The sequence below is a fragment of the Vreelandella sp. H-I2 genome, from assembly GCF_052959335.1.
Genome location: NZ_JBRAMC010000004.1, coordinates 440,531 through 465,402, shown reverse-complemented (window position 1 = coordinate 465,402; position 24,872 = coordinate 440,531). Strand labels below are relative to the sequence as shown.

Below are 24,872 nucleotides of genomic sequence, written 5' to 3'. Positions count from 1 at the left end.
GGGGAAACTAAAATACGCCAGCGACGCCTATATACTAATAAGAAAAAAAATGATGATTAAAAGGTGACGGAGGGTAAGACCATGACATCAAATCAAGCAAAAGACCCGACAGCAAATACCACCCGTGCGGGCGAACCGCAAACCCTTGGCTTTCTACTGTTAGATAATTTCACACTGATTTCTCTGGCGTCGGCAATAGACCCTTTGCGGATGGCTAATCAGTTGGCCGGCCGTGAGCTATATCGCTGGTATACCCTGACACAGGATGGCCTCCCTGTACGCGCCAGTGATGGACTGCAGGTAACACCTGATGCCTCTATGCAAACCCCACTATCGCTTGAGTGGGTGGTGGTTTGTGGCGGAGTAGGCCCGCAACACAGTGTTACTCGTGAACACATACGTTGGCTTCAGTCGCAGTCACGCCAGCTAAAACGATTAGGTTCGGTGTGTACGGGCAGTTGGGCACTAGGGCAGGCGGGTCTGCTCGATCACTATCAAACCAGTGTTCACTGGGAGTGTCTGGCCTCCATGCAGGAAGCTTTCCCCAACGTTATTCTGACGCCGCACCTTTTCTCTATTGATCGTGATCGATTCACCGCCTCTGGCGGTACTGCGCCACTCGATATGATGCTCAATCTGATTGCTCACGACCATGGGCGTGAGCTTTCGGCAGGCATCTCTGAGATGTTTATCTATGAGCGCGTACGTAACGAGCAGGATCAGCAGCGGGTTCCTCTTAAACACGTGCTGGGCACCACTCAGCCTAAGTTGTTAGAGATTGTGGCGTTGATGGAGTCCAACCTTGAGGAGCCAATCGAACTCGATGAGCTGGCAAGCTATGTGGATGTTTCACGGCGCCAGTTAGAGCGGTTGTTCCAGCGTTATTTGCTTTGTTCACCGTCTCGCTATTACCTCAAACTGCGTTTAGTGCGCGCCCGTCAGTTGCTCAAGCAAACGCCTCTGTCGATTATCGAAATTGCTTCTGTTTGCGGTTTTGTGTCTACGCCCCATTTTTCTAAGTGTTATCGTGAATATTTTGGTGTGCCGCCGAGAAATGAACGCTTGGGTGTGCATGACCGCCAAGGAAATAACCAAACGAAGTCGCCATCGTTAATCAAACGATGGGGAGGCGAGCCTTACAAAAGCGAACCTCTTTCGAGTGCCCAGCAGGCGCTTGCCTATGCCCAGGGCGAGCCTACTTTTGCCAGCGTACCGCTATTGTACTGACACCCTCTGAATAACCAATATTTGAAACGTGCTACCCGCCTTCGGGGAGCACGTTTTTTTATGAACACTACTCACTATTTTAATATTACTCCGCTGCCATGTTTGCAGGTACATGTTTGCAGGAGCATGAGTAGTTGTCGTGTTCACGACACCATGACGCTTTTGGAATTTCCGCCGTCGTTTCCAATAGCAGCTAAACCCAACGTCAGCGCTATGCTCGCTACATTAATCAATGTTGGAGCTTAGCTATGACCCCCTCTGAACTGCACAATGACGCCATCGTCATTGATGGTTTGATCATCGCCAAATGGAATCGTGAGCTGCTTGAGGACATGCGTCGTGGCGGTCTTACCGCTGCCAACTGCACAGTCTCAGTGTGGGAAGGGTTTCAGGCTACGGTCGATAACATTGTCTCTTCTAACCAGCTAATGGCGGAGTGTAGCGATCTGGTGCGCCCTGTCCGCACTACCGCAGATATCACGCGCGCTAAAGAGGAAGGTAAGACCGGCATCATCTACGGCTTCCAGAACGCCCACGCATTTGAGGACCAGATCGGCTATGTCGAGATCTTCAAACAGCTGGGCGTGGGCATCGTGCAGATGTGCTACAACACTCAGAATCTGGTAGGTACCGGCTGCTACGAGCGCGACGGCGGCCTCTCTGGCTTTGGCCGCGAAATCGTGGCCGAGATGAACCGCGTCGGCATGATGTGCGACCTCTCTCACGTCGGTGCCAAGACTTCCGAAGAAGTCATTCTCGAGTCCCAGAAGCCGGTCTGCTACTCACACTGCCTCCCCTCCGGTCTCAAAGAGCACCCGCGTAATAAATCCGATCAAGAGCTGAAGTTCATTGCCGACCACGGCGGTTTCGTGGGTGTCACCATGTTTGCGCCGTTCCTCAAAAAGGGTATCGACTCGACCATCGAAGACTACTGCGAGGCGATTGAGTACGTCATGAATATCGTCGGTGAGGATGCTATCGGCATCGGTACCGATTTCACCCAGGGGCACGATCAGGAGTTCTTCGAGTGGCTGACCCATGACAAGGGCTACGCCCGTCGTTTGACCGATTTTGGCAAGATCATCAATCCCAAAGGAATCCGCACTATTGGTGAGTTCCCCAATCTTACCGAAGCGCTTCTAAAGCGGGGGATGAGTGAGCCTCAGGTGCGCAAGATCATGGGTGAGAACTGGGTGCGCGTGCTCAAGGACGTCTGGGGCGCCTGACTAAGCGCAGGCGGCTGCCTCCGAAGTGAGGGGCGCCGGGAGCATGCCGTAGAGGAGGTCCGACGCCAGGGATGGCGTCGGTAGCGTCCAAGGATGGATTCATAGCGCCTCCTCGTAGGCATGCTCCCGGGGTAGCCCCGTCGATAACCTGACATAACAACGATTCGAGGAATACAACCGTGACCAAACTGGCCCCCGCACTGCCCATCGAAGTGGATAGCGAAACCGGCATCTGGACATCAGACGCTCTGCCTATGCTTTACGTGCCACGGCACTTCTTTATCAACAACCATGTGGCCGTAGAAGAGGCGCTGGGTGCCGAGAAGTACGCCGAGATCCTCTACCACGCTGGTTACAATAGCGCCTGGCACTGGTGCGAAAAAGAGGCCGAACTACATGACATTAGCGGGGAAGCCGTCTTTGAGCACTATATGCTGCGTCTCTCCCAGCGTGGGTGGGGTCTCTTTATCACTGAGCAGATTGACCTCGAGTCGGGAACCGCCCAGGTACGGCTTGAGCACAGCGCCTTCGTTTACCAGATGGGCAAGGTGGGGCGTAAGGTGGAGTACATGTTCACCGGCTGGTTCGCCGGCGCCATGGACCAGATCCTCGCGGCACGTGGCAGTTCACTGCGTACCGCCGCCGAGCAGACGCAGAGTGCTGCAGAGTCCGGCTGCGATGTGGGTATCTTCGTCGTGAAACCGCTGACCGACGCCGCCCGTTAACCCGGGTACGAGGAGAGAACAACATGGCATTCGACGCAATCTTCGAGCCGATCGAGATCGGCAAGTTGACTATCCGCAACCGTGTGGTCAGTACTGCCCACGCCGAGGTGCATGCCACCGACGGCGGTATGACCACTGAGCGTTACGTCAGGTACTACGAGGAAAAGGCCAAAGGTGGTTGTGGCCTATGTATTTGCGGCGGCTCATCGGTGGTGTCCATTGATAGCCCACAGGGCTGGTGGAGCTCGGTAAACCTTTCTACTGATCGCATTATTCCGCATTTTCAAAATTTGGCAGACGCTGTGCATAAGCATGGCGGCAAGATCATGATCCAGATTACCCATATGGGGCGCCGCTCCCGCTGGGACGGTTTTGACTGGTCTACTCTGGTTTCACCCTCCGGTATCCGTGAGCCGGTGCACCGCTCTACCTGTAAGACCATTGAGGAAGAGGAGATCTGGCGCATCATTGGTGACTTCGCCCAGGCCGCGCGCCGAGCGAAAGAGGGCGGGCTAGACGGCGTTGAGCTTTCTGCCGTGCACCAGCACCTGATCGACCAGTTCTGGAGCCCAAGGGTTAACAAGCGTACCGACGAGTGGGGCGGCAGCTTCGAAAATCGCATGCGCTTCGGTATGGAAGTGCTCAAGGCGGTGCGCGCCGAAGTGGGTGACGACTTCTGCGTCGGCATGCGGATCTGCGGCGACGAGTTCCATCCGGATGGCCTCTCCCACGATGACATGAAGCAGATCGCCGCCTACTACGATGCCACCGGCCAAGTCGACTTCTTCGGCGTCATCGGCTCCGGTTGCGACACCCATAACACCTTGGCCAACGTCATTCCTAATATGTCCTACCCGCCAGAGCCTTTCCTGCACCTGGCGGCGGGGATCAAGGAAGTGGTGAACGTGCCGGTGATCCACGCTCAGAACATCAAGGATCCCAACCAGGCCCAGCGTATCCTCGAAGGGGGCTACGTCGACTTAGTGGGCATGACCCGGGCACATATTGCCGACCCGCACCTGATCGCCAAGATCAAGATGGGCCAGATCGACCAGATTAAACAATGCGTCGGGGCCAATTACTGCATTGACCGTCAATATCAGGGCCTGGACGTACTGTGCATCCAGAATGCTGCCACGTCGCGGGAATACATGGGTCTGCCGCATATCATCGAGAAGACCGAGGGCGCCAAGCGCAAGGTCGTTGTGGTGGGCGGTGGCCCCGGCGGCATGGAAGCAGCCCGTGTCGCCGCTGAGCGCGGTCACGATGTCACCCTGCTTGAGGCCGCTGACGCCTTGGGTGGACAGATCACGATTGCCGCCCAGGCACCCCAGCGTGACCAGATCGCCGGTATCACCCGCTGGTACCAACTGGAGTTGGCGCGTCTTAAAGTCGACCAGCGGCTGGGTACCCGCGCCGATGAGGCGACGCTGCTCGACCTGCGTCCAGATATCGTTGTCCTGGCCACCGGCGGTCAGCCTTTCCTGAGCCAGCACCCCGAGTGGGGCTACTCGGAGAATCCCGAAGAGAGCCTGGTGGTCAGCACCTGGGACATCCTCTCCGGCAAGGTAGCGCCCGGCAAGAACGTGCTGATCTATGACGCCATCTGCGAATTCTCCGGCGTTTCGGCGGCGGATTTTCTGGCCGACAAGGGCGCCAAAGTGGAGATCGTCACCGACGATATCAAGCCCGGTGCAGCGGTGGGCGGCACCACCTTCCCCACCTACTACCGCAGCCTCTACGAGAAGGAGGTGATCATGTCCTCCGACCTAATGCTGCATAAGGTTTACCGCGAGGGCGACGGTCTGGTGGCGGTGCTCGAAAACGAGTACACCGGTGCTTTGGAAGAGCGTGTGGTGGATCAGGTGGTGGTGGAGAACGGCGTACGGCCCGATGAGGCGCTCTACTACGCCCTAAAGGAGCAGTCCCGCAACAAAGGGCAGGTCGACCTGGAGGCGCTCTACGCTATCCAGCCTCAGCCCAGCCTGAGCGAAGAAGGGGACGGCTTCCTGCTGTTCCGCCTGGGCGACTGCACGGCACCGCGCAATACCCACGCGGCCATCTACGATGCCTTGCGAATCTGCAAGGACTTTTGACTTAGGCGAAAGCCAACAATAAAGCGGGGCGCCAGAGCAGCCCCGCCGCCGAAGCTAATGGCACCAAAGATGAGGTGAGCACCATGCTCGAAACGCTCTTGCCGATACTGATTTTTACTGCCCTGGCCCTGGCAGTAATCGGCGCTGTACGCCGGATACGCCTGTGGCGCCAGGGGCGCCCCTCGCGAGTTAACTTGCTACAGGGGCTTGCGGCTATGCCGCGCCGCTATTTGGTAGATCTGCACCATGTAGTGGGGCGTGACAAAATGATCTCCAACACCCACGTGGCCACCGCCGGCGGCTTCGTGGCGGCCGCCGTGCTGATGATCCTGGTGCACGGTCTGGGGATCGCCAACCCACTGCTAGGCGGGTTACTGCTACTGGCTAGCGCCTCCATGTTCGTCGGCAGCCTCTTCGTGGCGCGGCGGCGGCTTAACCCTCCTGCTCGGCTCTCCAAAGGCCCCTGGATGCGCCTGCCCAAGAGCCTGATGGCGTTCTCGCTGGGTGTCTTCCTGATCACGCTGCCCACGGTGGGCCTGCTGCCCGAAGGATTGCTTGAAGGAAGCGGCAGTTGGTTGCTGGCGCTGGTGTTAGCGGGCGTCGTGGCCTGGGGCCTGGGTGAAATGTTTTTTGGCATGACATGGGGCGGGCCCATGAAGCACGCCTTCGCAGGTGCCTTGCATCTTGCCTTCCATCGTCGCGCCGAGCGCTTCTCCACGAAAAAAGGGGGCGCTGGCCGCTCAACGGGTCTCAAGGCGCTAAACCTTGAGGATGAAGCGGCGCCTCTGGGCGTGGAAAAGCCTGCCGATTTTACCTGGAACCAGCTGCTGGGCTTCGATGCCTGCGTGCAGTGCGGTCGCTGCGAAGCGGTTTGCCCGGCATTTGCCGCCGGTCAGCCGCTCAACCCCAAGAAGCTGATCCAGGACATGGTCGTGGGCATGGCGGGAGGCAGCGATGCCGCCTATGCCGGCTCCCCCTACCCGGGCAAGCCGGTGGGCGAGCACGCGGGTACACCCCACGGGCCTATCGTGGCGCTGGAAGGAAAGGCGTTGGTTGACGCCGATACCCTATGGTCGTGTACGACCTGCCGCGCCTGCGTGGAAGAGTGCCCGATGATGATCGAGCACGTGGATGCGATTGTCGATATGCGCCGCCACCTGACGCTAGAGCGTGGTAAGACGCCCAACAAAGGGGCCGAGGTGCTCGATAACTTGATCGCTACCGACAATCCCGGCGGTTTCGATCCTGGCTCACGGCTTCACTGGGCGGCGGATCTCAATCTGCCGCTCATGGCTGACCTCAAGCAGGTCGACGTGCTGCTGTGGCTGGGGGATGGCGCCTTTGATATGCGCAACCAGCGCACCTTGCGCGCACTGGTCAAGGTGTTGAAAGCCGCCGAGGTAGACTTCGCCGTGTTGGGTAATGAAGAGCGCGATAGCGGCGATGTGGCCCGGCGTCTGGGTGATGAGGCGACGTTCCAATCCCTGGCGAAGCGCAATATTGCCACTCTGTCCAAGTACCGTTTTCTGCAGATCGTGACCTGCGACCCTCACAGTTTTCATGTGCTGGGCAATGAGTACGGTGAGCTAGGGGGACATTATAAGGTACGTCACCACAGCACCTTCATTGCCAAGCTGTATGAGGCCGGTCGACTGGCGTTCGCGCCTTGGAAGGGGGGCAGCGTCACTTATCACGACCCCTGTTATCTGGGACGCTATAACGGCGAGTACGAGGCACCGCGCAACGTGCTCAAGGCGCTGGGCATTGAGGTCAAGGAGATGGAACGCTCCGGTTACCGCTCGCGCTGCTGCGGCGGCGGTGGCGGGGCACCGATTACCGATATTCCCGGCAAGCAGCGGATTCCCGACATGCGCATGAATGACGTCAAGGAAAGCGGCACCGAGCTCGTCGCGGTGGGCTGCCCGCAGTGCACCGCCATGTTGGAAGGGGTGGTGGATGCCAGCGCCGAGGTGCGTGATATTGCTGAGCTAGTGGCCGATGCCCTGGTAGAGCGTCCCGCGGGTGATGCGTCTGGCGGATCCCGTCGGCCTGCTGCAACGAAGACTGCTGAGGAGGTGATCGTATGAGTGAGATACTTCGCCGCGACCCGCGTCGCGAGTGGATCGCCCGGAACCGTCTGCATCCCGAGTACGCCAGCGTGATCGCCGCCCTTGGTGGAAACACGGGTGGCGGAGCGGTTAGCGAATGGATGGGCCCCAACAGCGTGGTGCGCAAGAACCCTCGTGCCATCGGCTTTATCGGCCCCAATGGCGTCAAACGGATTGACCGTAGTGGCCTCCAGCAAGGAGGGCAGTCCACCGCGACAACGACGGCGGCCCGCGATAGCCGCCGCACGGTGACCATAGATCAACCCGCCTTCCTGGTGGCTGTGGTGCCCGACCTGACCGGCGGGCGACTCTCTGGACATGACAAGGATCTGCTGGGCTTGGCCCGGCGCCTGGCGGATGCCGACGCCAAACAGCCTGGTGCCGTGGTGGCGATCCTGTTTGGTGAGCATAAGGAAGAGGCGCTGGGCGAGGCCGGCATTGACCGGGTCGTGCATCTGGACGATGAGTTTTACGCGGGGTTTGCGCCTGAGACGCGCCTGGCGGCTTTAAGCGCCGTCGAGCGGGAGATGACGCCGCGCTTCTGGCTGCTGCCGGACTCCCCGCTGGGGGGCGCCGATCTGGGGCGGCGTCTTTCCTTGCGCTTGGGCGAACGCGCTGCCACGGGGGTGTGGCATGTGGAAGCTGATAATGTGGCCGCTTTGGGTTGGCGCTGTACTGCCCGTGGCGCTGCCGGAAGTCTGGATATTCAACGCCCTCTGCCGCGGGTTGCGCTGGCGCTGGCCGAGTGCGCCGAGCCGGTGGACGAGACGCTTCATGCGGCCGAGCACCTGAGTCTGGCGGCAACAATCCCCACCACCCTATCGCGTATAGAAGACCTGGGGCAGGTGGCCGTGGATCCCGCTGGCGTAGCGCTGGCTGAGGCAGAGTTCATCCTCTCCGGCGGCAACGGCGTGAAAGAGTGGGATGCCTTCCACCACGCCGCCAAAGTGCTCGGCGCCACCGAAGGGGCGTCCCGTGTCGCGGTGGATGACGGCTTTATGGCCCGTGACCGTCAGGTGGGCGCGACCGGCACCTGGGTGACCGCACGAGTGTATATGGCGGTGGGTATTTCAGGCGCTATTCAGCACCTCCAGGGCATTCAGCGCTGCGACAAGGTAGTGGCGATCAATCTCGATCCGGGGTGCGACATCATCAAGCGCGCCGACCTGGCGGTGATTGGCGACAGCACGCAAATTCTGGCCGCATTAGTGACCATGGTGGAACAGCAGCGGGGAGGGCAGCGCGATGCAGCCTGATCTACACCAGAAGCAACAACAACAGGGAATCGACGTGGCGGTGCTGGTCTCCATCGGCCGTCACCCTACCACCGGCCGTGCGAGGCGCGCAGAGCAGGATGCCCGGGGCCTGGAGCTTGCCCTGGCCATGGAAGCCGAACTGCCGTGCACCCGGATTAACGTCCTTCACGCTGGCCCCCAAAGTGATGATGGAGAGGCGGCCCTGCGTGGCTACCTAGGAATGGGGCTGGAGTCTATGACCCTGCTGGAGCAGCCTGAGGGCAGCGATGCTATTCTGGCCCTGGTGGAACATTTAGCCGCAACCTCACCGCAACTGGTGATCACCGGAGCACGGGCAGAGCGCGGTGAAGGTTCGGGGCTTTTGCCCTATGCGTTGGCAGAACATCTCGGCTGGCCATTGGTTAATAGTTTGGCGTCGGTAGAGAAGGTGGAGAATGGCGTGGTGACGCTGCTTCAGGCGCTGCCACGGGGGCAGCGTCGCCGTCTCAAGGTGCGCCTGCCCGCCATCATCAGCGTGGATGAAGCGGCGCCGGCGGCGCGTCAGAGCGCCTTCGGTCCGGCGCGTCGGGCCACCTTTGCGGTCACACCGACTACCCCTGAAGCCGACAGCGAGCTGGCCCAGTGGCATCTGGCCCCTGCACGTAAGCGGCCTAAGCGTCTGAAAATCGTTAAAGCCGCTTCGGCCAGGGATCGCTTCAAGGCAGCAGCTTCCAAGGCCGAGGGCAAGGGCGGACAAGTGTTCACCGATATGACTCCCGAGCAGGGCGCCGAGGTGATCTATAAGCTGCTTAAGGAGGAGGATGTGTTGCGCTAGTCTCTATTCATTGCTTACGTTTAACTTCCTTTCCAGCCCGCCATCCACGCGGGCTTTCTTATCTTCGCGGCCTTGTCTTTGCGATGAGTCAGCCCGCTATTTGCTCGCAAAACCTGGATGTAACCGTAGGCGCTGCCGCTCAAGATGCAGGCCTCGCCAAGCGTGTAGCATCAGCACCGTGATCACGACGGCCCCGCCTGTGAGTGTTGAAACGGTAGGCGTTTCGCCCAGTAACCACCACACCCAGAGCGTACCCAGCGCGGTTTCGACTAGATAAAACAGTGCCACTTCGGTGGAGGGCAGATAACGGGTAGCGCTGTTGATCAGCACCGTGGCCAGCGGCATCTGGATAAGCCCCATCAGCGCCAGCACGCCATAGCGTGGAACGTCCAGCGAAAACGGCGAAGCCAGAGGTAGCGCAATGGCCGCCGAGAGCAAGCCCCCACCGGCAATCACCACGATGCGGTCAATGTCCGGGTAGCGGCGCAACACCGTCAGATTACCGCCTATCGCTGTCGCCGCGGCGAGCGCATAAATATTACCCACCAGCATGCCGTGGGCGCCCTCTCCCATAAAGACCAAGCTCATGCCCAGCATGCAGATGACAATCGCCACCAGCGTTCGCAAGGAGACACGCTCTTTAAGAAAGACCCGTGAAAACAACGCTGCAAACAGAGGAGCTGTACTGAGAATTACCACCACATTGGCCACGTTGGCGTTCATCACCGCCAGCACGAACAGCGCCGAAATCAGCCCCAGCAGAATGGCCGAGGCCAGTGAGGAGAAAGGGGTGACGCGCAGCGTGGCCAGCCGGTTGCCCGTTAGAGACAGCAGCCCCAGCACACAGAACATCAAGAAGCCGCGCCAGAACACGATGGTCCAGCCGTTGGTATCGGCAAGGCGAATCAGCAGGCCGTCGAAGCTGAGAAACACCACGCCCAGTACCACCATAAGCAGGCCACGCTGATAAGCACTCAACTGCATTACATTGACTCCCGGTTGGCGAAAAAGATAACCGCCCGCCCAAAGGCGAGCGGTTGAAAAATGCGCAGCGAGCCAATGGCCGTTGGCCCGCTAAGTTCCCCTTAACCTAGTGAGTGTCGGCCATGGCCGTGCGCGCGGCAGCGGCTTTCTGATGGCGAGGACGGACTACCCAGTAACCCACGCCCCCGGCAAGTAGCAGCATGCTACCGCAACCTATTGCCAGCAGGTAAGCACCGTAAACTGCGCCGGAGGGGAGCGCGAAACCCTTGGCGAAACCCGCCAAGGTGACCGCGTACTGTTGCCATAAGAACAGCCCAATAGCGATTCCAGAGAGCATGGTGCATAGCGCTATCCAGCGGGTACCGGACACCCAGCCGCTTAGCTCACGGGTATCAAATTCATGCAAAAACGCTCGATAGGCTTTCTCAGTCTGGCTTACGCGGGTCATGGTCGAGACCAGCACGATGGCTGCCAATGCCATCAGTGTACTCAACACTACAGGGTGCAGATACACCGGTAAGCTGATCCATTCGGCCTGCACCATCAACGATAGCGCAACATTGCTAACAAATCCGACCACTAGGCCCCCGCTGGCGCCAGCAGCGGTAATTCGCCGACTCCAGATACTCATCAAAGCAACCGGACCCCAGGAGGAGGCAAATAGCGTGGCGGCAAACCAAACCACTGACATAACTGCTGGCGGCTGAAAAAGCGCCAATATCAGTGCTATTAATCCCGCCGAAAGCACCGCGATACGGCTTTTACGCATGGCAGACTTCTCGTCCAGCGAGACGGGCAGGATATCGTTTGAAAGGCTAAAGCCGATAATCGACAGGAACGTCGAGCAGGACGACAGCCCAGCGGCGAAAACGCCGGTGAGAATGACTACCCCAAGCCAGGTAGGCAGTATGTTGAGCGCTACCCAGATCATGGAGCGTTCGGGTTCCAGCTGCGGGTCATACAGATTGATCGCTGCGCCGGTCATCATCATCAGGGCATAGAAGACGGCGAGTGCCACCGCTGTCAGCATGGCCGAGCGCATGACCACGTGCTCGTTGCGCGCCATCAGGTAGCGGCTGGATTGCCAAGGGCTCGCCGCCAATACCGCCGCCCAGACGAGGCCCAGCGTCAGGCCCCAGACAAGCGCTTCGCCGGGCGATGAGAAGCTGGCTTCCGGTCCCTCAATAACGCCATGCCACAGCGCAATGCCGGGCTTGTCTGTTTGGCTTAGCAGGCCTTCAACAACCCCGCTCCAGCCGCCCAGGTCCTGGATCACATATAGAGACCCACCCACCGCGGCCAGCGAGAAGATCACAAACATAATGGTATCGGTCAGCATTACGCCGGGTGAGCCAGAATAGAGAATGAAGCCGGTGTAGGTCATCCATACCAGTACCAGACCGAGCCAATAGGGCATACCGGTCAGTTCGGAGAACATAATACCTGCCCCCTGCATGACCCCCAGCAGGTAAGCGCCCAAGCCGATAATGGTGGTGAGCCCGGCAATGACTTGAACGTGGCGTGAGGCAAAGCGCTTGCCAAAAAACTCCGGCACGGTTCTGGCGCCGCTGCGCCGCAGGTAACGGCCAAACACCAGCGCGCCCAGCAGGCAACCCGAGGTGCTGACCGCTGCAAAGATCAGCATGACAAACGGATAGCCCTGATAGGCAAAGCCCGTCTCGCCGAGAAAGGCGCTGGTGCTTAAATAGCTGGCCACCAGGGTGCCAAGGATGAAAAAGGTAGGCGCATTACGACCAGCGACCAGATAGTCATCCAGGCCTTTCACGCGCCGCCCGGCCAGATGGCCGATGACAAAATAGCCGACTAGGCTTAACAGTATTGCGATGGTATAAATCATGAGCATAACCATGGAGTTGATAACGGGATTGTTAATATTGTTCAGTCATCGTGCAGCGCTTTGCCAGTGCGCTCATTGCTGCCAGCGGCACCCAGTGAGGGAATTACGACAAGACAGGGGCTAAGCAGAGCCAGGAGCCAAACAAAAAGGGCGCCATTGAAATGGCGCCCCGCGAGTAGCGGAAAGATGTTTATCCCGCGACTTTTGGCATTACGTTGAGCTCGCGCCACTCTTTGTGAAGCCCCTTGTAAAGGCTGAAGCACATCAACAAAAGCACCAGCGTAAAGGGCAGCCCCGTGGCGACCGCGCCCGCTTGCAGTGCGCTGAGTGCCGTGCTTCCACCGCCGTATAGCAGCACGCCTGCAATAATACCTTCCAGCGCCGCCCAGAACACCCGCTGGCCCTTGGGCGCATCGGTTTTGCCGCCGGCGGTGATGCTGTCGATCACCAGGGAGCCTGAGTCTGACGAGGTAATGAAGAATACCAGTACCAAAATAATCGCCAGTGTCGAGGTAATACCGGTCAGGGGGAGTTGTTCCAGCATGTGGAACATAGCGAGTGAGACGTCGCCAATGCCGTTGGCCAGTTCACCAATGCCGTTTGAAGCCTGATAAAGTGCCGTTCCACCAAAGGCACTCATCCATACCAGCGTGACCAGCGTGGGTACCAACAGCACCGCGATCAGGAACTCACGCACCGTGCGGCCCCGGGATACGCGAGCGATAAACATGCCCACAAACGGGGACCAGGAGATCCACCACGCCCAGTAGAAGATGGTCCAGCCGTGGTACCAGACATCGTCGTCGCGGCCAATCCAGTTCGACAACGGCAGAAGATGGCTCACGTAGTCCATCGCGGTGGTGCCAATGCCGGTCAGAATCATCAAGGTCGGTCCGGCGATGAACACAAACAGCAGCAGCGCCGCGGCGATGACCATGTTGATGTTCGAGAACAGCTTGACGCCACCGTCGAGGCCCCGCCATACCGAGAACAGCGCAATCACCGTTACCACCACAATGATCGCTAGCTGCGTTCCGATGGTGTCGGGAATGCCGAACACGTAGGCAAGCCCGCTGGCCGCTTGGGTAGCACCAAAACCAAGCGAGGTGGCCAGGCCAAAAATGGTCGCCAATACGGCAAGAATATCGATGATATGCCCTGCCCAGCCGCGGGTTCGCTCGCCCAGAATCGGATAGAACGCTGAGCGAAGCGTGAGTGGCAGACCCTTGTTATAGGCGAAGAAGGCCAGCGACAGCGCGACTACGCCGTAGATCGCCCAAGGATGCAGCCCCCAATGAAACATGGTGGCCCCCATGGCCGCACTGGCCCCCGCCGGGGTGCCCGCTGGCGTATTTAAAGGCGTGCCGTACCAGTCGGTGTAGTAGGCCACCGGCTCAGCAACGCTCCAGAACATCAGACCGATGCCCATGCCCGCCGCAAACAGCATGGCGAACCAGGAAGTGCGTGAGTATTCCGGCTTCGCGTCGCTGCCGCCCAGACGAATCCGCCCGAGTGGCAAGCAGATCAGTACAAGACAAAACACCACAAAAATATTGCCTGCAATCATAAACAGCCAATCGAAGTGTTCAATCGACCAATTCTTGGCAAGCCCCAGGTGAGTATTAGCAGCATCTGGATAAACCAGTGCGTAGATAATAAACAGTAGGATGGCTAGAGCGGAAAGCGGAAAGACGGGGTTATGAAAGTCCAACCCCAAAATCTGAGTATTGTCCTGTCCGGGCGACAGAACCGGGTCGTCGTTGTTATTCATCAGGTTTCCTTGGTGGCTCTTGTTAGGTATCGGAGTTGCGTTACCTTGCCGACGCTAGGAATTGTTGGGCCTGTTTCAAAAGAGGAGTGTCGTGAAAGCGACCTCTATCTATTCGTTCTGGCTAGAATGTCTTGAATAGATATGTGAGTGCCTTTTTGGGGTAAGTTCCAAGACGCGGAGGGGATAGGGTGGAAAAGCGCAATCAACCATAACGAACAGAACAATAAACTACAGGAGCCAGCCATGAATGCAGCCAACCGCGGAGTGGTCTACAAAGGGCCGGGTGAGGTCGCCGTTGAGTCCATCGCTTATCCTGAACTCGCCCTCGGCAATCGCAAATGCGAGCACGGCGTGATTCTCAAAGTAGTCACCACTAATATCTGTGGCAGCGACCAGCATATGGTACGTGGCCGCACCACCGCGCCATCGGGTCTGGTGCTGGGGCACGAAATTACCGGTCTGATCGTCGAATGCGGTCGCGACGTCGAGTTCCTCAAGCCGGGCGATCTGGTCTCGGTACCGTTCAATATTGCCTGTGGTCGCTGCCGTAACTGTAAAGAAGGCCGCACTGGTATCTGCCTCAACGTCAATCCCTCCCGGCCTGGAGCCGCTTATGGCTATGTGGATATGGGCGGCTGGGTCGGTGGCCAAACTGAATACGTCATGGTTCCCTATGCCGATTTTAACCTTCTGAAGTTCCCCGATACCGAGCAGGCCATGGAGAAGATCCAGGATCTCACCTTGCTCTCCGATATCTTCCCCACCGGCTTCCACGGCTGCGTTACCGCCGGTGTTGGTCCGGGAAGCACCGTTTATATCGCTGGTGCTGGGCCCGTGGGTCTGGCGGCAGCGGTTTCCGCTCAACTGCTGGGTGCGGCCTGCGTGATTGTCGGCGATATGGTCGAAGAGCGTCTGGCCCAGGCGCGCAGCTTTGGTTGCGAGACCATCGACCTGACCCAGGACGGCGACATGGCCGACAAGATCGAGGTGATCCTGGGTGAACGTGAGGTCGATGCGTTTGTCGATTGCGTCGGCTTCGAGGCCCACGCCTGTGGCTGCAATCATGGCAAGGAAGCACCAGCTACCGTGCTGAACTCGGCGATGTCGCTGACTCGCGCGGGCGGGCAGATCGGTATCCCCGGCCTCTACGTGACCGAAGACCCGGGTGCCGCTGACGACGCCGCCAAGCAGGGGGCGCTGAGCATGCGCTTTGGCCTTGGTTGGGCCAAGTCCCATAGCTTTCATACTGGACAGTGCCCGGTGATGAAGTACCATCGCCCATTGATGCAGGCAATCCTGTTCGGCAAGGTCAATATCGCCGATGCGGTCAATGTCCAGATGATCACCCTGGATCAGGCGCCCCAGGGCTACGCCGACTTCGATGGCGGTGCGGCCAAGAAATTCGTCATTGATCCCCATGGCAGTGTGGCTTAAGAGCTTATTAATTCAGCAACTTATTAACTCAGCAACTTAGTAACAGCTGTAACGCCTACCTGAGGGCAGGTTAGTGCGAGATAATTTGAGACAGCGCGACCCTAGACGGCGCCCCGCGGGGTGCCGTCTTTGTTCATTCGGCATAAAGCTGATCAAGATAATAATGAGTAACCCATGACCGTCCAGACCGTGATCCCCAAGCGCCGCTTTCGCGGCAAGCCCCGCGGCCGTGAACTCGACCCCCTTCTTCTTGAGGAGTTGCGTGAGCTGCTGGGTGACGAACGCCAGGACGCCACGTTGCGCCGCCGCGACCTACTGATTGAACACCTGCATGTTATTCAGGATACGCGTGGCCATCTGCTGCTGGCGGACCTACGTGCCCTGGCGGCCTACATGAACCTGCCCATGGCCGCGGTCTACGAGACCGCCACCTTTTATGCGCACTTCGATGTTATTCACGACGACCAACTGCCGCCGCCTGCGGTCACCATTCGCGTGTGTGATTCTCTAACCTGCCAACTGGCCGGAGCCGAAGCGCTTAAGGCACAGCTGGAGGCGAGCGTGGATATCGAACAGGTGCGGGTGCTGCGTGCTCCCTGCATGGGACGATGCGACACGGCGCCGGTGGTGGAGGTTGGACACAATCATGTGCCGTTTGCTACTCAGGCGCGTATCGCGTCGTTGATCGAGGCGGCGCATTTTCACCCTGACCCCGTCGCCTGGCAGCGACTTGACGACTATCGCAGCGAAGGTGGTTTGGCATTGCTTCAGGCCTGCCGCCAAGGTGACGTCACGGTAGAGACATTGATGGAGGCAATGCAGCAGGCCAACTTACGCGGCTTGGGCGGCGCGGGTTTTCCTACCTTCAAAAAATGGACTTTCGTGCGCCAGGAGGCCGGCCCCCGTTACTGCGCTATCAATGCCGACGAGGGCGAGCCCGGAACCTTCAAGGACCGCTATTACCTTGAACGCTCGCCGCATCAGTTTCTTGAAGGTGCGCTGGTCAGCGCCTGGGCGATAGACGCCGCGGCGCTGTATATCTATCTGCGCGATGAGTACCCGGCGTTGCATGTCGTGATGCGCGAAGCCATTGGCGAGCTTGAGGCCGCTGGCTTGGTAGCGCCTGGCTATATTGTGCTGCGCCGCGGCGCTGGCGCCTATATCTGCGGCGAAGAATCGGCGATGATCGAGTCGCTGGAAGGCAAGCCGGGCAAGCCTCGACATCGCCCGCCGTTTGTGGCCCAGAAGGGGCTCTTTAACCAGCCGACGTTGGTCAATAACGTCGAGACTGTCTACTGGATTCCGATGATCTGGCAGCGTGGCGCGGAGGCCTTCTCAAGCCAGGGTCGCAACGGCCGCGTGGGTCTGCGCAGCTTCTCGCTTTCGGGTCGCGTCAAACAGCCCGGGGTCTATTTGGCCCCTGCGGGCATCACCCTCAACGAGTTGATTGACGAATATGGCGGCGGCATGGCTGAAGGTCACCGCTTAGCGGCCTACCTGCCCGGCGGCGCCTCTGGCGGTATTCTGCCCGCAGCCAAGGCCGATATCCCCCTCGACTTCGATACCCTTCAGGAGCACGGCAGTTTTATCGGCTCGGCCGCGGTGATCGTGCTCTCCGACCAGGACGATCTGCGCGGGGTCGCTACCAATCTGCTGGCCTTCTTTGCCGATGAGTCCTGTGGTCAATGCACACCCTGCCGGGTGGGCACCGAAAAAATGCTCACGCTGCTCGAGCGGAATGAGTGGGACGCCGCGCTGATGACACAGCTCTCACAGGTGATGATCGATGCCTCCATTTGCGGGCTTGGACAGGCGGCCCCTAACCCGGTGCTGGGGCTGCTCAAGGACTTCCGCGGCGAACTTGCCGCTCAGAACGTCATCGTCAGGGGGTAGTGGGATATGAATTTGGACATGAGTATGAGCGAGCAGAGCTTAAGCAAATGCTTCACGCTGACGCTGGATGGCGTCGAGGTCAGCGCTTACCCCGGTGAAAGCCTCTGGCAGGTGGCCAAACGCGCCGGCGAGACCATACCCCACCTGTGTTTCAAGGATACCAGCGGCTACCGTGCCGACGGTAACTGTCGCGCCTGTATGGTGGAAATCGAAGGTGAACGGGTGCTGGCCGCCAGCTGCCTACGCCAAGCGGCGCCCGGTATGGTGGTCAATAGCGCGAGCTCCGAACGCGCGCATACGGCCCGCAAGATGGTCATGGAAATGCTGTTGGTCGACCAGCCTGAGCGGGAAGATAGCCCCGACCGTGCGAGCCATTTCTGGGCCATGGCCGATCAGTTGGCCATTGATGCCACGGCGGTGCGCCGTAAGCTGCCGAGGCGCGAAGAGCGCGAGACGGCTACCGTGCACCATGTAGCCTCCCGGGCAGGTAGTCTAGAGCAGGACAGCAGTCACTCTGCCATGCGTGTCAATCTTGACGCTTGCATCGAGTGCAACCTGTGCGTGCGCGCCTGTCGCGAAGTACAGGTCAACGACGTGATTGGCCTGGCGCACCGTGGGGCGGCGTCCAAGATCGTGTTTGACTTCGACGACCCCATGGGCGATAGCACCTGCGTGGCCTGTGGCGAGTGCGTTCAGGCCTGCCCCACCGGCGCCCTGATGCCCGCTACCCTGGTCAACGCAGAAGGCCGCGGCGATTCTACCGTGGCCGACCGCCAGGTCGATTCGGTATGCCCCTACTGCGGGGTAGGTTGCCAGCTTACCTACCATATCAAGGACGATGAAATCCTTTATGTGGAGGGCCGCGACGGTCCCTCTAACGAGAGCCGACTGTGTGTCAAAGGGCGCTTCGGCTACGACTATCCGCGCCATCCATCCCGGCTTGTTACCCCGCTGATCCGACGGGAGGGCATCGCTAAAGGGCTTGACCCGGACTTCGACCCCGCCAAGCCCCTGAGCCATTTCCGCGAGGCGAGCTGGGATGAAGCACTGGAGGTGGCCGCTCGCGGGCTTGTCGGCCTTAAAGAAGCCCATGGACCTGATTCCCTGGCAGGGTTCGGCAGCGCCAAGTGCTCCAATGAAGAAGCGTGGCTGTTCCAGAAGCTGGTGCGTACCGGCTTTGGCTCCAACCATGTGGATCACTGCACCCGCTTATGCCATGCAAGCTCGGTGGCGGCGCTGATGGAATGTATTGGTTCAGGCTCGGTCACTGCCTCCTTTATGCAGGCAAGCCAAGCCGACGTGGTCATTCTTACCGGCTGTAATCCGGCGGTGAATCACCCGGTGGCGGCCACCTTCTTCAAGCAGGCCGCCAAGCGCGGCACCAAGATCGTAATTCTCGACCCCCGTGGTCAGGCGCTGGATGCGTATGCCCATTTGAGCGTGCGCTTTTCACCGGGTGCCGACGTGGCCCTGTTTAATGCCATTCTCAATGTGATTATCAGCGAAGAGCTTTATGACACGGCCTATATCGCCGAGCATACCGAGGGCTTTGAGGCGCTGAAGATGCATACGGTCGACATGACCCCCGAAGCGATGAGCGGCTTGTGTGGTGTTGAGCCAGACACCATCCGTGACGTGGCAAGGCTTTATGCCAACGCCGAACGGGCGATGATTTTCTGGGGCATGGGCATTTCCCAGCACACCCACGGCACCGATAACGCCCGCTGCCTGATCTCACTGGCCTTGGCCTGCGGACAGACCGGGCGCCCTGGCACCGGCCTGCATCCTTTACGGGGACAGAACAACGTGCAGGGGGCATCTGATGCGGGCCTGATCCCCATGGTGATGCCGGACTACCAGCCGGTCAGCGATAGCCAAGTACGTGCGGCGTTTGAAGAGCTGTGGAATACCAAACTGGATCCCACTCCAGGCCTCACCGTGGTGGAAATCATGGACGCCATCACCGCAGGCACCATTCGCGGCATGTATATTCAAGGCGAAAACCCGGCGATGTCCGACCCGGATCTGGCCCATGCCCGCGCCGCCCTGGCTAAGCTGGAGCATCTGGTGGTACAGGATCTGTTTGTCACCGAGACCGCCCAGTTCGCCGATGTCATCCTGCCTGCCTCCGCCTGGCCCGAGAAGAACGGCACCGTCACCAACACCAATCGCCAAGTGCAGATGGGGCGTGCGGCGGTACCACTACCCGGCCAGGCCAAGCCGGACTGGTGGATTATCCAGGAGATGGCCAAACGTTTTGGACTGGACTGGGATTATCAGCATCCACGGGACGTCTTCGCCGAGATGAAACGCGGCATGGCCTCCCTCGATCATATTTCCTGGGAGCGTTTGGAGCGCGAGCAGTCGGTGACCTACCCTTGCCCAGCGGAGGACGCGCCGGGGCAAGACGTGGTCTTCAGCGATGCTTTCCCCACCATCAGCGGCCGGGCGAAATTCGCGCCCACGCGGCCACTGCCGCCTGATGAGCCGGTCGATAACGACTATCCGACGGTGCTGACCACCGGGCGCCAGTTAGAGCACTGGCATACCGGGTCCATGACCCGCCGCGCCAAAGTGCTTGATGACCTGGAGCCGGAAGCGGTAGCGAGCCTGGCGCCCGCTGAGTTTATTCGACTTGGAATGGCGCCGGGTGATGATCTGATGATCGCCACCCGGCGAGGGTCTATCACTCTCAAAGCGAGGACGGACCCGGGCATGCCAGAGGGTATGGTCTTCGTGCCTTTCTGTTACGAGGAAGCGGCGGCCAACCTGTTGACCAATCCGGCGCTGGATCCTTATGGCAAGATCCCGGAGTTCAAGTATGCCGCCTGTCACTTGAGCCGCTCGGAAACCGCGATGTTGGAGGAGACCGACGCTTAAGGTAAGTGGGGGACCCACAGGATATTGCCAAGGAAGGCAGTCAATAGGCGCGAGCCTTAAGGACATAAAGCTTTAGGTGTATAAACACTGTGGCCCGCATAAGCGGGCCACAGTGCATTCAGGGAAACCTCAGCCTTGCGCTATCTTTAGTGAAGGGGTGTCTTGGCCTAAGTTCTCTAGCATGCGGGTGGCATACCAGTCGACAAAATCGATAACGCCGAACTCGTAGGTTTCCGAATAAGGGCCGGGTTGATACGCGATGGAGTTGATGCCGCGCTGGTTCTCTTCGGCAAGTTGGCGGTCCTGGTCGTTGGTTGCATCCCATACGCGGCGAAGCTTTTCGGGATCGTAATCAACGCCTTCAACTGCATCCTTGTGAACCAGCCATTTGGTGGTCACCATGGTTTTCTGCGGGCCAAGTGGCAGCACGCGGAACACTACGGCGTGATCACCCATAAAGTGATTCCAGGAGTTGGGCAGGTGCAGGATGCGCAGGGAGCCCATATCAGGGCTCGACAAGCGCCCCATCAGCTTTTTGCAGCCGGGCTGGCCATCCATCGTCATCGACACAATGCCATCCAGCAGCGGCGTGCGGGTCAGGCGATTTTGCTGGCCAAACCGCTTCAACTGGTAAGGCACCTGATCCTGATCCCAATCTGCCTGTTTGCGCGCTACCAGTGTCTTGTAAGCGGGCGTGGCGCGGGGGTCTTCGGTGTCATCAAACTCTTGTAATGAATTAAGCAGCTCAGGGTGGGCGCCATTGCAGTGATAGCACTCACGGTTGTTTTCGATGACTAGCTTCCAGTTGGCTTGCTCGACGATACTGGACTCTACGGCGACCTTGACGTTATCCATCTGGTACGGTTCAAGATAGTGATCCAGCGTTTCCAGAAAATCATCAATCGCGGGTGGCTCTTCGCTCAGGTTGATAAAGATGAAGCCGCCAGCGGTGCACACACTGACCGGTTTGAGCCCAAACTGGTCGAGGTTGAAGTCAGTGCCCATATCGCTACCGGCAAACAGCAAGCGGCCATCAAGCTCGTAGGTCCATTGATGATACGGACATACTAGCTTTGCCACCTTACCTTTATCTTTTACACAGAGGCGCGACCCGCGGTGGCGGCACACATTGTGAAACGCATGGATAGTCCCTTCACTGCCACGCACAATCACGACGGGATTATCACCAATATCCAGCGTCATGAAGTTGCCCTTGGTAGGGATCTCGCATGTCATGCCAGCGAACAGCCATTCCTTCTCAAAGACCTCCTGCATATCAAGCGCGAACAGGCGGGCATCGTTATAAAATGGCTGCGGAAGCGAAAAGGTACGTCCTCTTTCCTGCAGCATCTGGGCCGTTGATGCACGAGCCGCAGCGAGTGGATCGTCCATGATGTAAGAAACACTTTTTTCCATACCAGTATCCTCGTAAACCACCGCTTCCCCTTAAGGACTGCGAGTCGGCCAATAATCAAGATTGCGTGTCTTGTTGTTCTGTTGCGTAACCTGGCGTTTTGTACAAATGGGACCTGACGTTAGTGACACGATTGTGTTGTAGGCTAACCCCTGCCAGTTATCTACCCGCGACATCAGGTGGCGTAGAGGCGACTAAAACAGAAAATTCTAAACGTTCACGAGTGGCACGAGGTAAGTGTGAGTCGTTATCAGGTAAGTCGGCTAGCAGGCGCATCCCCAAAATGCAGCTCAAGGTACTGGACGTATAGCGAATACGGTTCGGTGATGCATGGTGACGAAGGCTGTTCAGGCAGAGGCGATAATGACAACTAATTTCTTCAATCCGGTCACGACCCAAACCTGGACCAACGGCCGCCACCAGGTGCGTTGCGTTAAGGTGATCCAAGAAACCCAGGATGTACGCACGTTTTGCTTTATGGCCGAGCAGCCTGTGCTGTTTTTCTTCAAGCCCGGTCAGTTCGTGACCCTCGAGCTTGAGATCGATAATCAGCCCATCATGCGCTCCTATACGATCTCTAGCTCTCCCTCCATTCCGTACAGCTTTTCAATCACCGTTAAGCAGGTGCCGGGCGGTAAAGTATCTAACTGGCTACATGCCAATTTAAAGGTGGGTGATGAGCTGGTGGTGCACGGGCCGGTAGGCAATTTTAACTCTATCGATTTCCCTGCCGACAAAGTGCTGTTTCTTTCTGGCGGTGTGGGCATTACGCCCTTGATGTCCATGACGCGCTGGCTTTTCGATACCAACGCCGCTGTTGACGTTGAATTCATACACAGTGCCCGCGCCCCACGCGATGTCATTTATCACCGCGAACTGGTGCATATGTTTTCGCGCATCCCTGAGTTCAAGCTGCATATCATTTGTGAGAACAAAGAGGATATCGGTGAGGCCTGGGCCGGCTACCGCGGTTACCTCACTCAGCCGCTGTTTGAGCTAATAGTGCCGGACTTTATGGAGCGGGAAATATTTTGTTGCGGTCCTACCCCCTACATGAATGCCATCAAAAATATTTTGAAAAGCAAGAATTTTGACATGAGTCATTACCACGAAGAGTCGTTTGGCGCCACGCCGGTCGACGTTCGTGAGGACGTGCTTGAACTGGCCGAACAGGCAGAGGTCGACGCCGAAAATGTCGATAGTAGTGATTTGCACAGCATCGAATTCGCCTCTTCTGGAAAAAGCGTCAAGATCCAGCCTAATGAGACGGTCCATGCGGCAGCGGCGAAGCTGGGTCTGCATATTCCCAAGGCGTGCGGCATGGGGATTTGCGGTACGTGTCGCGTAGAGCTCAAATCAGGTGAAGTAGAAATGGAGCATAACGGCGGCATTACGGATGAAGATGTCGAAGAAGGTTATATCCTGTCCTGCTGTAGTCGTCCTAAAGGCGATCTGGTAGTCGATTTTTAGCACCAGCGATAATGTATGTTCCCTTCAATTAATCGCCCTATACGGCACTCGCTGTATAGGGCGTTGTGTATTTAATCACTAATTAATAATTGACCTTAACGAAGCATTTTTTCTCGGCTGACTTGTCGCCATGGCGCGTTGGATCGCCCCGTCGTGACGAGATTTTTGGTCTTTTCCTTTTGCTTTTTCGGCGACTCATCCCAAGCCGTAACCTAATTGTTACCGATGTCGCAAATACATCGCGTGGTGACGTCGGCAAGCATCTTGGGCCCGGACTCCAACGATAGTATCGCGGTAACAACGCGTTGATAGGGACTTTGGTTGAAAGCGACCCGGGTTTATCAGCATTAAAGAGTATGTCCAGCACTTAATAAAAAAGTGACTAATGAGGAGGCGGTAATGCTTCAAAATAATTTTTCCCCTAATGCTCGCTTGGCCCATTACGACAGCTTGCTTGCCGAGGCAATCGCTGAAGAAACGGAACGCCAGGAAGCGCATATTGAGTTGATCGCCTCCGAAAATTATACCAGCAAGCTTGTTATGGAAGCGCAAGGTACACAGCTAACCAATAAGTATGCAGAAGGCTATCCAGGTCGCCGTTACTACGGTGGCTGTGAGTTCGTTGACAAGGTTGAAGCCTTGGCCATTGAGCGGGCTTGCCACCTTTTTAGTGCCAATTATGCCAATGTGCAGCCGCACTCCGGGGCCCAGGCCAATGCTGCTGTGTTCATGGCGCTGGTATCGCCGGGCGATACGGTATTGGGTATGAGCCTGGCCCACGGCGGCCACTTAACCCATGGTGCTGCACCCAACTTTTCGGGTAAGCATTACAACGCCGTGCAGTATGGCCTCAAGCCGGAAACCGGTGAGATTGATTACGAAGAAGTCGAGCGCTTAGCTCGCGAGCACCAGCCGAAGATGATCATCGCGGGGTTCTCGGCTTACTCTCGCGTGGTGGACTGGCGGCGTTTTCGCGCCATCGCCGATGAGGTAGGCGCTTGGCTGATGGTCGATATGGCCCACGTCGCTGGCTTAGTGGCCGCTGGCCTCTATCCGAGCCCGCTCCCTTACGCTCATGTGGTCACCACCACCACCCATAAAACGTTGCGTGGCCCACGGGGTGGCTTGATTCTCTCCGCCCATGGCGACGAAGCGCTGTATAAAAAGCTTAATGGCGCGGTTTTCCCAGGCCAGCAGGGCGGCCCGCTGATGCATGTGATTGCCGCTAAGGCGGTGGCGTTTAAGGAAGCCATGAACCAGGAGTTTGTGCGCTACCAGCAGCAGGTGATCGATAACGCCCAGGCCATGGCCAAGGTGTTCATGGAGCGTGGCTACGACGTGGTGTCCGGCGGCACCGACGACCACCTCTTTTTGGTTTCGCTTATCCGCCAAGGCATTACCGGTAAAGATGCGGATGCTGCACTTGGTCGCGCACATATCACGGTGAATAAAAACACGGTGCCCAACGACCCCCAAAGCCCCTTTGTGACGTCTGGCCTGCGTATTGGAACCCCCGCGGTCACCACGCGAGGCTTCGATGCCGAAGAGTGTAGCGAGCTGGCTGGATGGATCTGCGACATCTTAGATGAATTGGCTGCAGGCAAAGAAACGGCGTCCATTGAAGCCGAGGTGCAGGCCAAAGTGACCGACGTGTGTGCCCAGCATCCTGTTTACGCTGAGTCCGCCGCTGAAGCCGTCGAATCCATTGCTTGAGAG

16 protein-coding genes are annotated in these 24,872 nt (G+C 58.3%); 12 read left to right on the top strand and 4 right to left on the bottom strand.

The window, feature by feature from the left end; all coding sequences use genetic code 11:
- Positions 1 to 81: 81 nt before the first annotated feature.
- From gbdR to etfB, 7 genes are all read left to right on the top strand, one after another.
- Positions 82 to 1,227 (top strand): choline metabolism transcriptional regulator GbdR, encoded by a 1,146-nt coding sequence (gbdR, locus tag ACUVOF_RS12815; RefSeq protein WP_447044726.1) that lies wholly within the window; start codon positions 82 to 84, stop codon positions 1,225 to 1,227.
- Positions 1,228 to 1,475: 248 nt separating this feature from the next.
- Positions 1,476 to 2,453, top strand: coding sequence for a dipeptidase (locus ACUVOF_RS12810; RefSeq protein WP_447044725.1), 978 nt, complete (start codon positions 1,476 to 1,478; stop codon positions 2,451 to 2,453).
- A gap of 179 nt (positions 2,454 to 2,632) precedes the next feature.
- Entirely contained in the window at positions 2,633 to 3,178 is a 546-nt protein-coding gene (locus tag ACUVOF_RS12805; protein ID WP_447044724.1) for a DUF5943 domain-containing protein, read from the top strand.
- A gap of 23 nt (positions 3,179 to 3,201) precedes the next feature.
- Positions 3,202 to 5,274, top strand: a complete 2,073-nt coding sequence (gene dgcA / locus ACUVOF_RS12800; RefSeq protein ID WP_447044723.1) for a dimethylglycine demethylation protein DgcA — start codon at positions 3,202 to 3,204, stop codon at positions 5,272 to 5,274.
- Positions 5,275 to 5,357: 83 nt separating this feature from the next.
- The gene (locus tag ACUVOF_RS12795) at positions 5,358 to 7,361 is read left to right on the top strand and encodes a (Fe-S)-binding protein (RefSeq protein ID WP_447044722.1); all 2,004 of its coding nucleotides are present in this window, start codon (positions 5,358 to 5,360) and stop codon (positions 7,359 to 7,361) included.
- Positions 7,358 to 8,638: an electron transfer flavoprotein subunit alpha gene (gene etfA / locus ACUVOF_RS12790; RefSeq protein ID WP_447044721.1), complete on the top strand. Its 1,281-nt coding sequence runs from the start codon at positions 7,358 to 7,360 to the stop codon at positions 8,636 to 8,638. The genes ACUVOF_RS12795 and etfA overlap by 4 nt, the downstream gene beginning before the upstream one ends.
- Positions 8,628 to 9,452 carry an electron transfer flavoprotein subunit beta gene (gene etfB, locus ACUVOF_RS12785; RefSeq protein ID WP_447044720.1) on the top strand — a complete coding sequence of 275 codons (825 nt, stop codon included), beginning with the start codon at positions 8,628 to 8,630 and terminating at the stop codon, positions 9,450 to 9,452. The genes etfA and etfB overlap by 11 nt, the downstream gene beginning before the upstream one ends.
- Positions 9,453 to 9,548: 96 nt before the next feature.
- Here etfB and ACUVOF_RS12780 read toward each other — a convergent pair whose 3' ends face one another.
- From ACUVOF_RS12780 to ACUVOF_RS12770, 3 genes are all read right to left on the bottom strand, one after another.
- Entirely contained in the window at positions 9,549 to 10,436 is an 888-nt protein-coding gene (locus tag ACUVOF_RS12780) for a DMT family transporter (RefSeq protein WP_447044719.1), read from the bottom strand.
- Positions 10,437 to 10,542: 106 nt separating this feature from the next.
- Positions 10,543 to 12,294, bottom strand: a complete 1,752-nt coding sequence (locus ACUVOF_RS12775; RefSeq protein ID WP_447044718.1) for a sodium:solute symporter family protein — start codon at positions 12,292 to 12,294, stop codon at positions 10,543 to 10,545.
- A gap of 190 nt (positions 12,295 to 12,484) precedes the next feature.
- Entirely contained in the window at positions 12,485 to 14,065 is a 1,581-nt protein-coding gene (locus ACUVOF_RS12770) for a BCCT family transporter (protein ID WP_447044717.1), read from the bottom strand.
- A 243-nt stretch (positions 14,066 to 14,308) separates the two neighbouring features.
- On the opposite strand from ACUVOF_RS12770, the gene fdhA reads away from it, so the two are divergent.
- From fdhA to fdhF, 3 genes are all read left to right on the top strand, one after another.
- Positions 14,309 to 15,499: a formaldehyde dehydrogenase, glutathione-independent gene (fdhA, locus tag ACUVOF_RS12765; RefSeq protein ID WP_447044716.1), complete on the top strand. Its 1,191-nt coding sequence runs from the start codon at positions 14,309 to 14,311 to the stop codon at positions 15,497 to 15,499.
- Between the two features lie 174 nt (positions 15,500 to 15,673).
- Positions 15,674 to 17,392 (top strand): NAD(P)H-dependent oxidoreductase subunit E, encoded by a 1,719-nt coding sequence (locus tag ACUVOF_RS12760; RefSeq protein ID WP_447044715.1) that lies wholly within the window; start codon positions 15,674 to 15,676, stop codon positions 17,390 to 17,392.
- Between the two features lie 24 nt (positions 17,393 to 17,416).
- Positions 17,417 to 20,272, top strand: a complete 2,856-nt coding sequence (fdhF, locus tag ACUVOF_RS12755) for a formate dehydrogenase subunit alpha (RefSeq protein ID WP_447044714.1) — start codon at positions 17,417 to 17,419, stop codon at positions 20,270 to 20,272.
- Between the two features lie 129 nt (positions 20,273 to 20,401).
- Here fdhF and ACUVOF_RS12750 read toward each other — a convergent pair whose 3' ends face one another.
- Entirely contained in the window at positions 20,402 to 21,688 is a 1,287-nt protein-coding gene (locus tag ACUVOF_RS12750) for an aromatic ring-hydroxylating oxygenase subunit alpha (protein WP_447044713.1), read from the bottom strand.
- 361 nt (positions 21,689 to 22,049) lie between these two features.
- Here ACUVOF_RS12750 and ACUVOF_RS12745 point away from each other — a divergent pair, with 361 nt between their 5' ends.
- Complete coding sequence (locus ACUVOF_RS12745) at positions 22,050 to 23,156, top strand: FAD-binding oxidoreductase (RefSeq protein ID WP_447044712.1); 1,107 nt, start codon at positions 22,050 to 22,052, stop codon at positions 23,154 to 23,156.
- Positions 23,157 to 23,555: 399 nt separating this feature from the next.
- Positions 23,556 to 24,869 (top strand): serine hydroxymethyltransferase, encoded by a 1,314-nt coding sequence (gene glyA / locus ACUVOF_RS12740; RefSeq protein WP_447044711.1) that lies wholly within the window; start codon positions 23,556 to 23,558, stop codon positions 24,867 to 24,869.
- Positions 24,870 to 24,872 lie beyond the last annotated feature (3 nt).

Excerpts from the sequence above, each read along its gene's own strand:
- ACUVOF_RS12750 (WP_447044713.1), bottom strand. The coding sequence starts at position 21,688 with ATGGAAAAAAGTGTTTCTTACATCATGGACGATCCACTCGCTGCGGCT.
- ACUVOF_RS12795 (WP_447044722.1), top strand. The coding sequence starts at position 5,358 with ATGCTCGAAACGCTCTTGCCGATACTGATTTTTACTGCCCTGGCCCTG.
- ACUVOF_RS12780 (WP_447044719.1), bottom strand. The coding sequence starts at position 10,436 with ATGCAGTTGAGTGCTTATCAGCGTGGCCTGCTTATGGTGGTACTGGGC.
- gbdR (WP_447044726.1), top strand. The coding sequence starts at position 82 with ATGACATCAAATCAAGCAAAAGACCCGACAGCAAATACCACCCGTGCG.
- ACUVOF_RS12760 (WP_447044715.1), top strand. The coding sequence starts at position 15,674 with ATGACCGTCCAGACCGTGATCCCCAAGCGCCGCTTTCGCGGCAAGCCC.
- ACUVOF_RS12775 (WP_447044718.1), bottom strand. The coding sequence starts at position 12,294 with ATGATTTATACCATCGCAATACTGTTAAGCCTAGTCGGCTATTTTGTC.
- fdhF (WP_447044714.1), top strand. The coding sequence starts at position 17,417 with ATGAGCGAGCAGAGCTTAAGCAAATGCTTCACGCTGACGCTGGATGGC.
- fdhA (WP_447044716.1), top strand. The coding sequence starts at position 14,309 with ATGAATGCAGCCAACCGCGGAGTGGTCTACAAAGGGCCGGGTGAGGTC.
- etfB (WP_447044720.1), top strand. The coding sequence starts at position 8,628 with ATGCAGCCTGATCTACACCAGAAGCAACAACAACAGGGAATCGACGTG.
- ACUVOF_RS12770 (WP_447044717.1), bottom strand. The coding sequence starts at position 14,065 with ATGAATAACAACGACGACCCGGTTCTGTCGCCCGGACAGGACAATACT.
- ACUVOF_RS12745 (WP_447044712.1), top strand. The coding sequence starts at position 22,050 with ATGACAACTAATTTCTTCAATCCGGTCACGACCCAAACCTGGACCAAC.
- ACUVOF_RS12810 (WP_447044725.1), top strand. The coding sequence starts at position 1,476 with ATGACCCCCTCTGAACTGCACAATGACGCCATCGTCATTGATGGTTTG.
- dgcA (WP_447044723.1), top strand. The coding sequence starts at position 3,202 with ATGGCATTCGACGCAATCTTCGAGCCGATCGAGATCGGCAAGTTGACT.
- glyA (WP_447044711.1), top strand. The coding sequence starts at position 23,556 with ATGCTTCAAAATAATTTTTCCCCTAATGCTCGCTTGGCCCATTACGAC.
- etfA (WP_447044721.1), top strand. The coding sequence starts at position 7,358 with ATGAGTGAGATACTTCGCCGCGACCCGCGTCGCGAGTGGATCGCCCGG.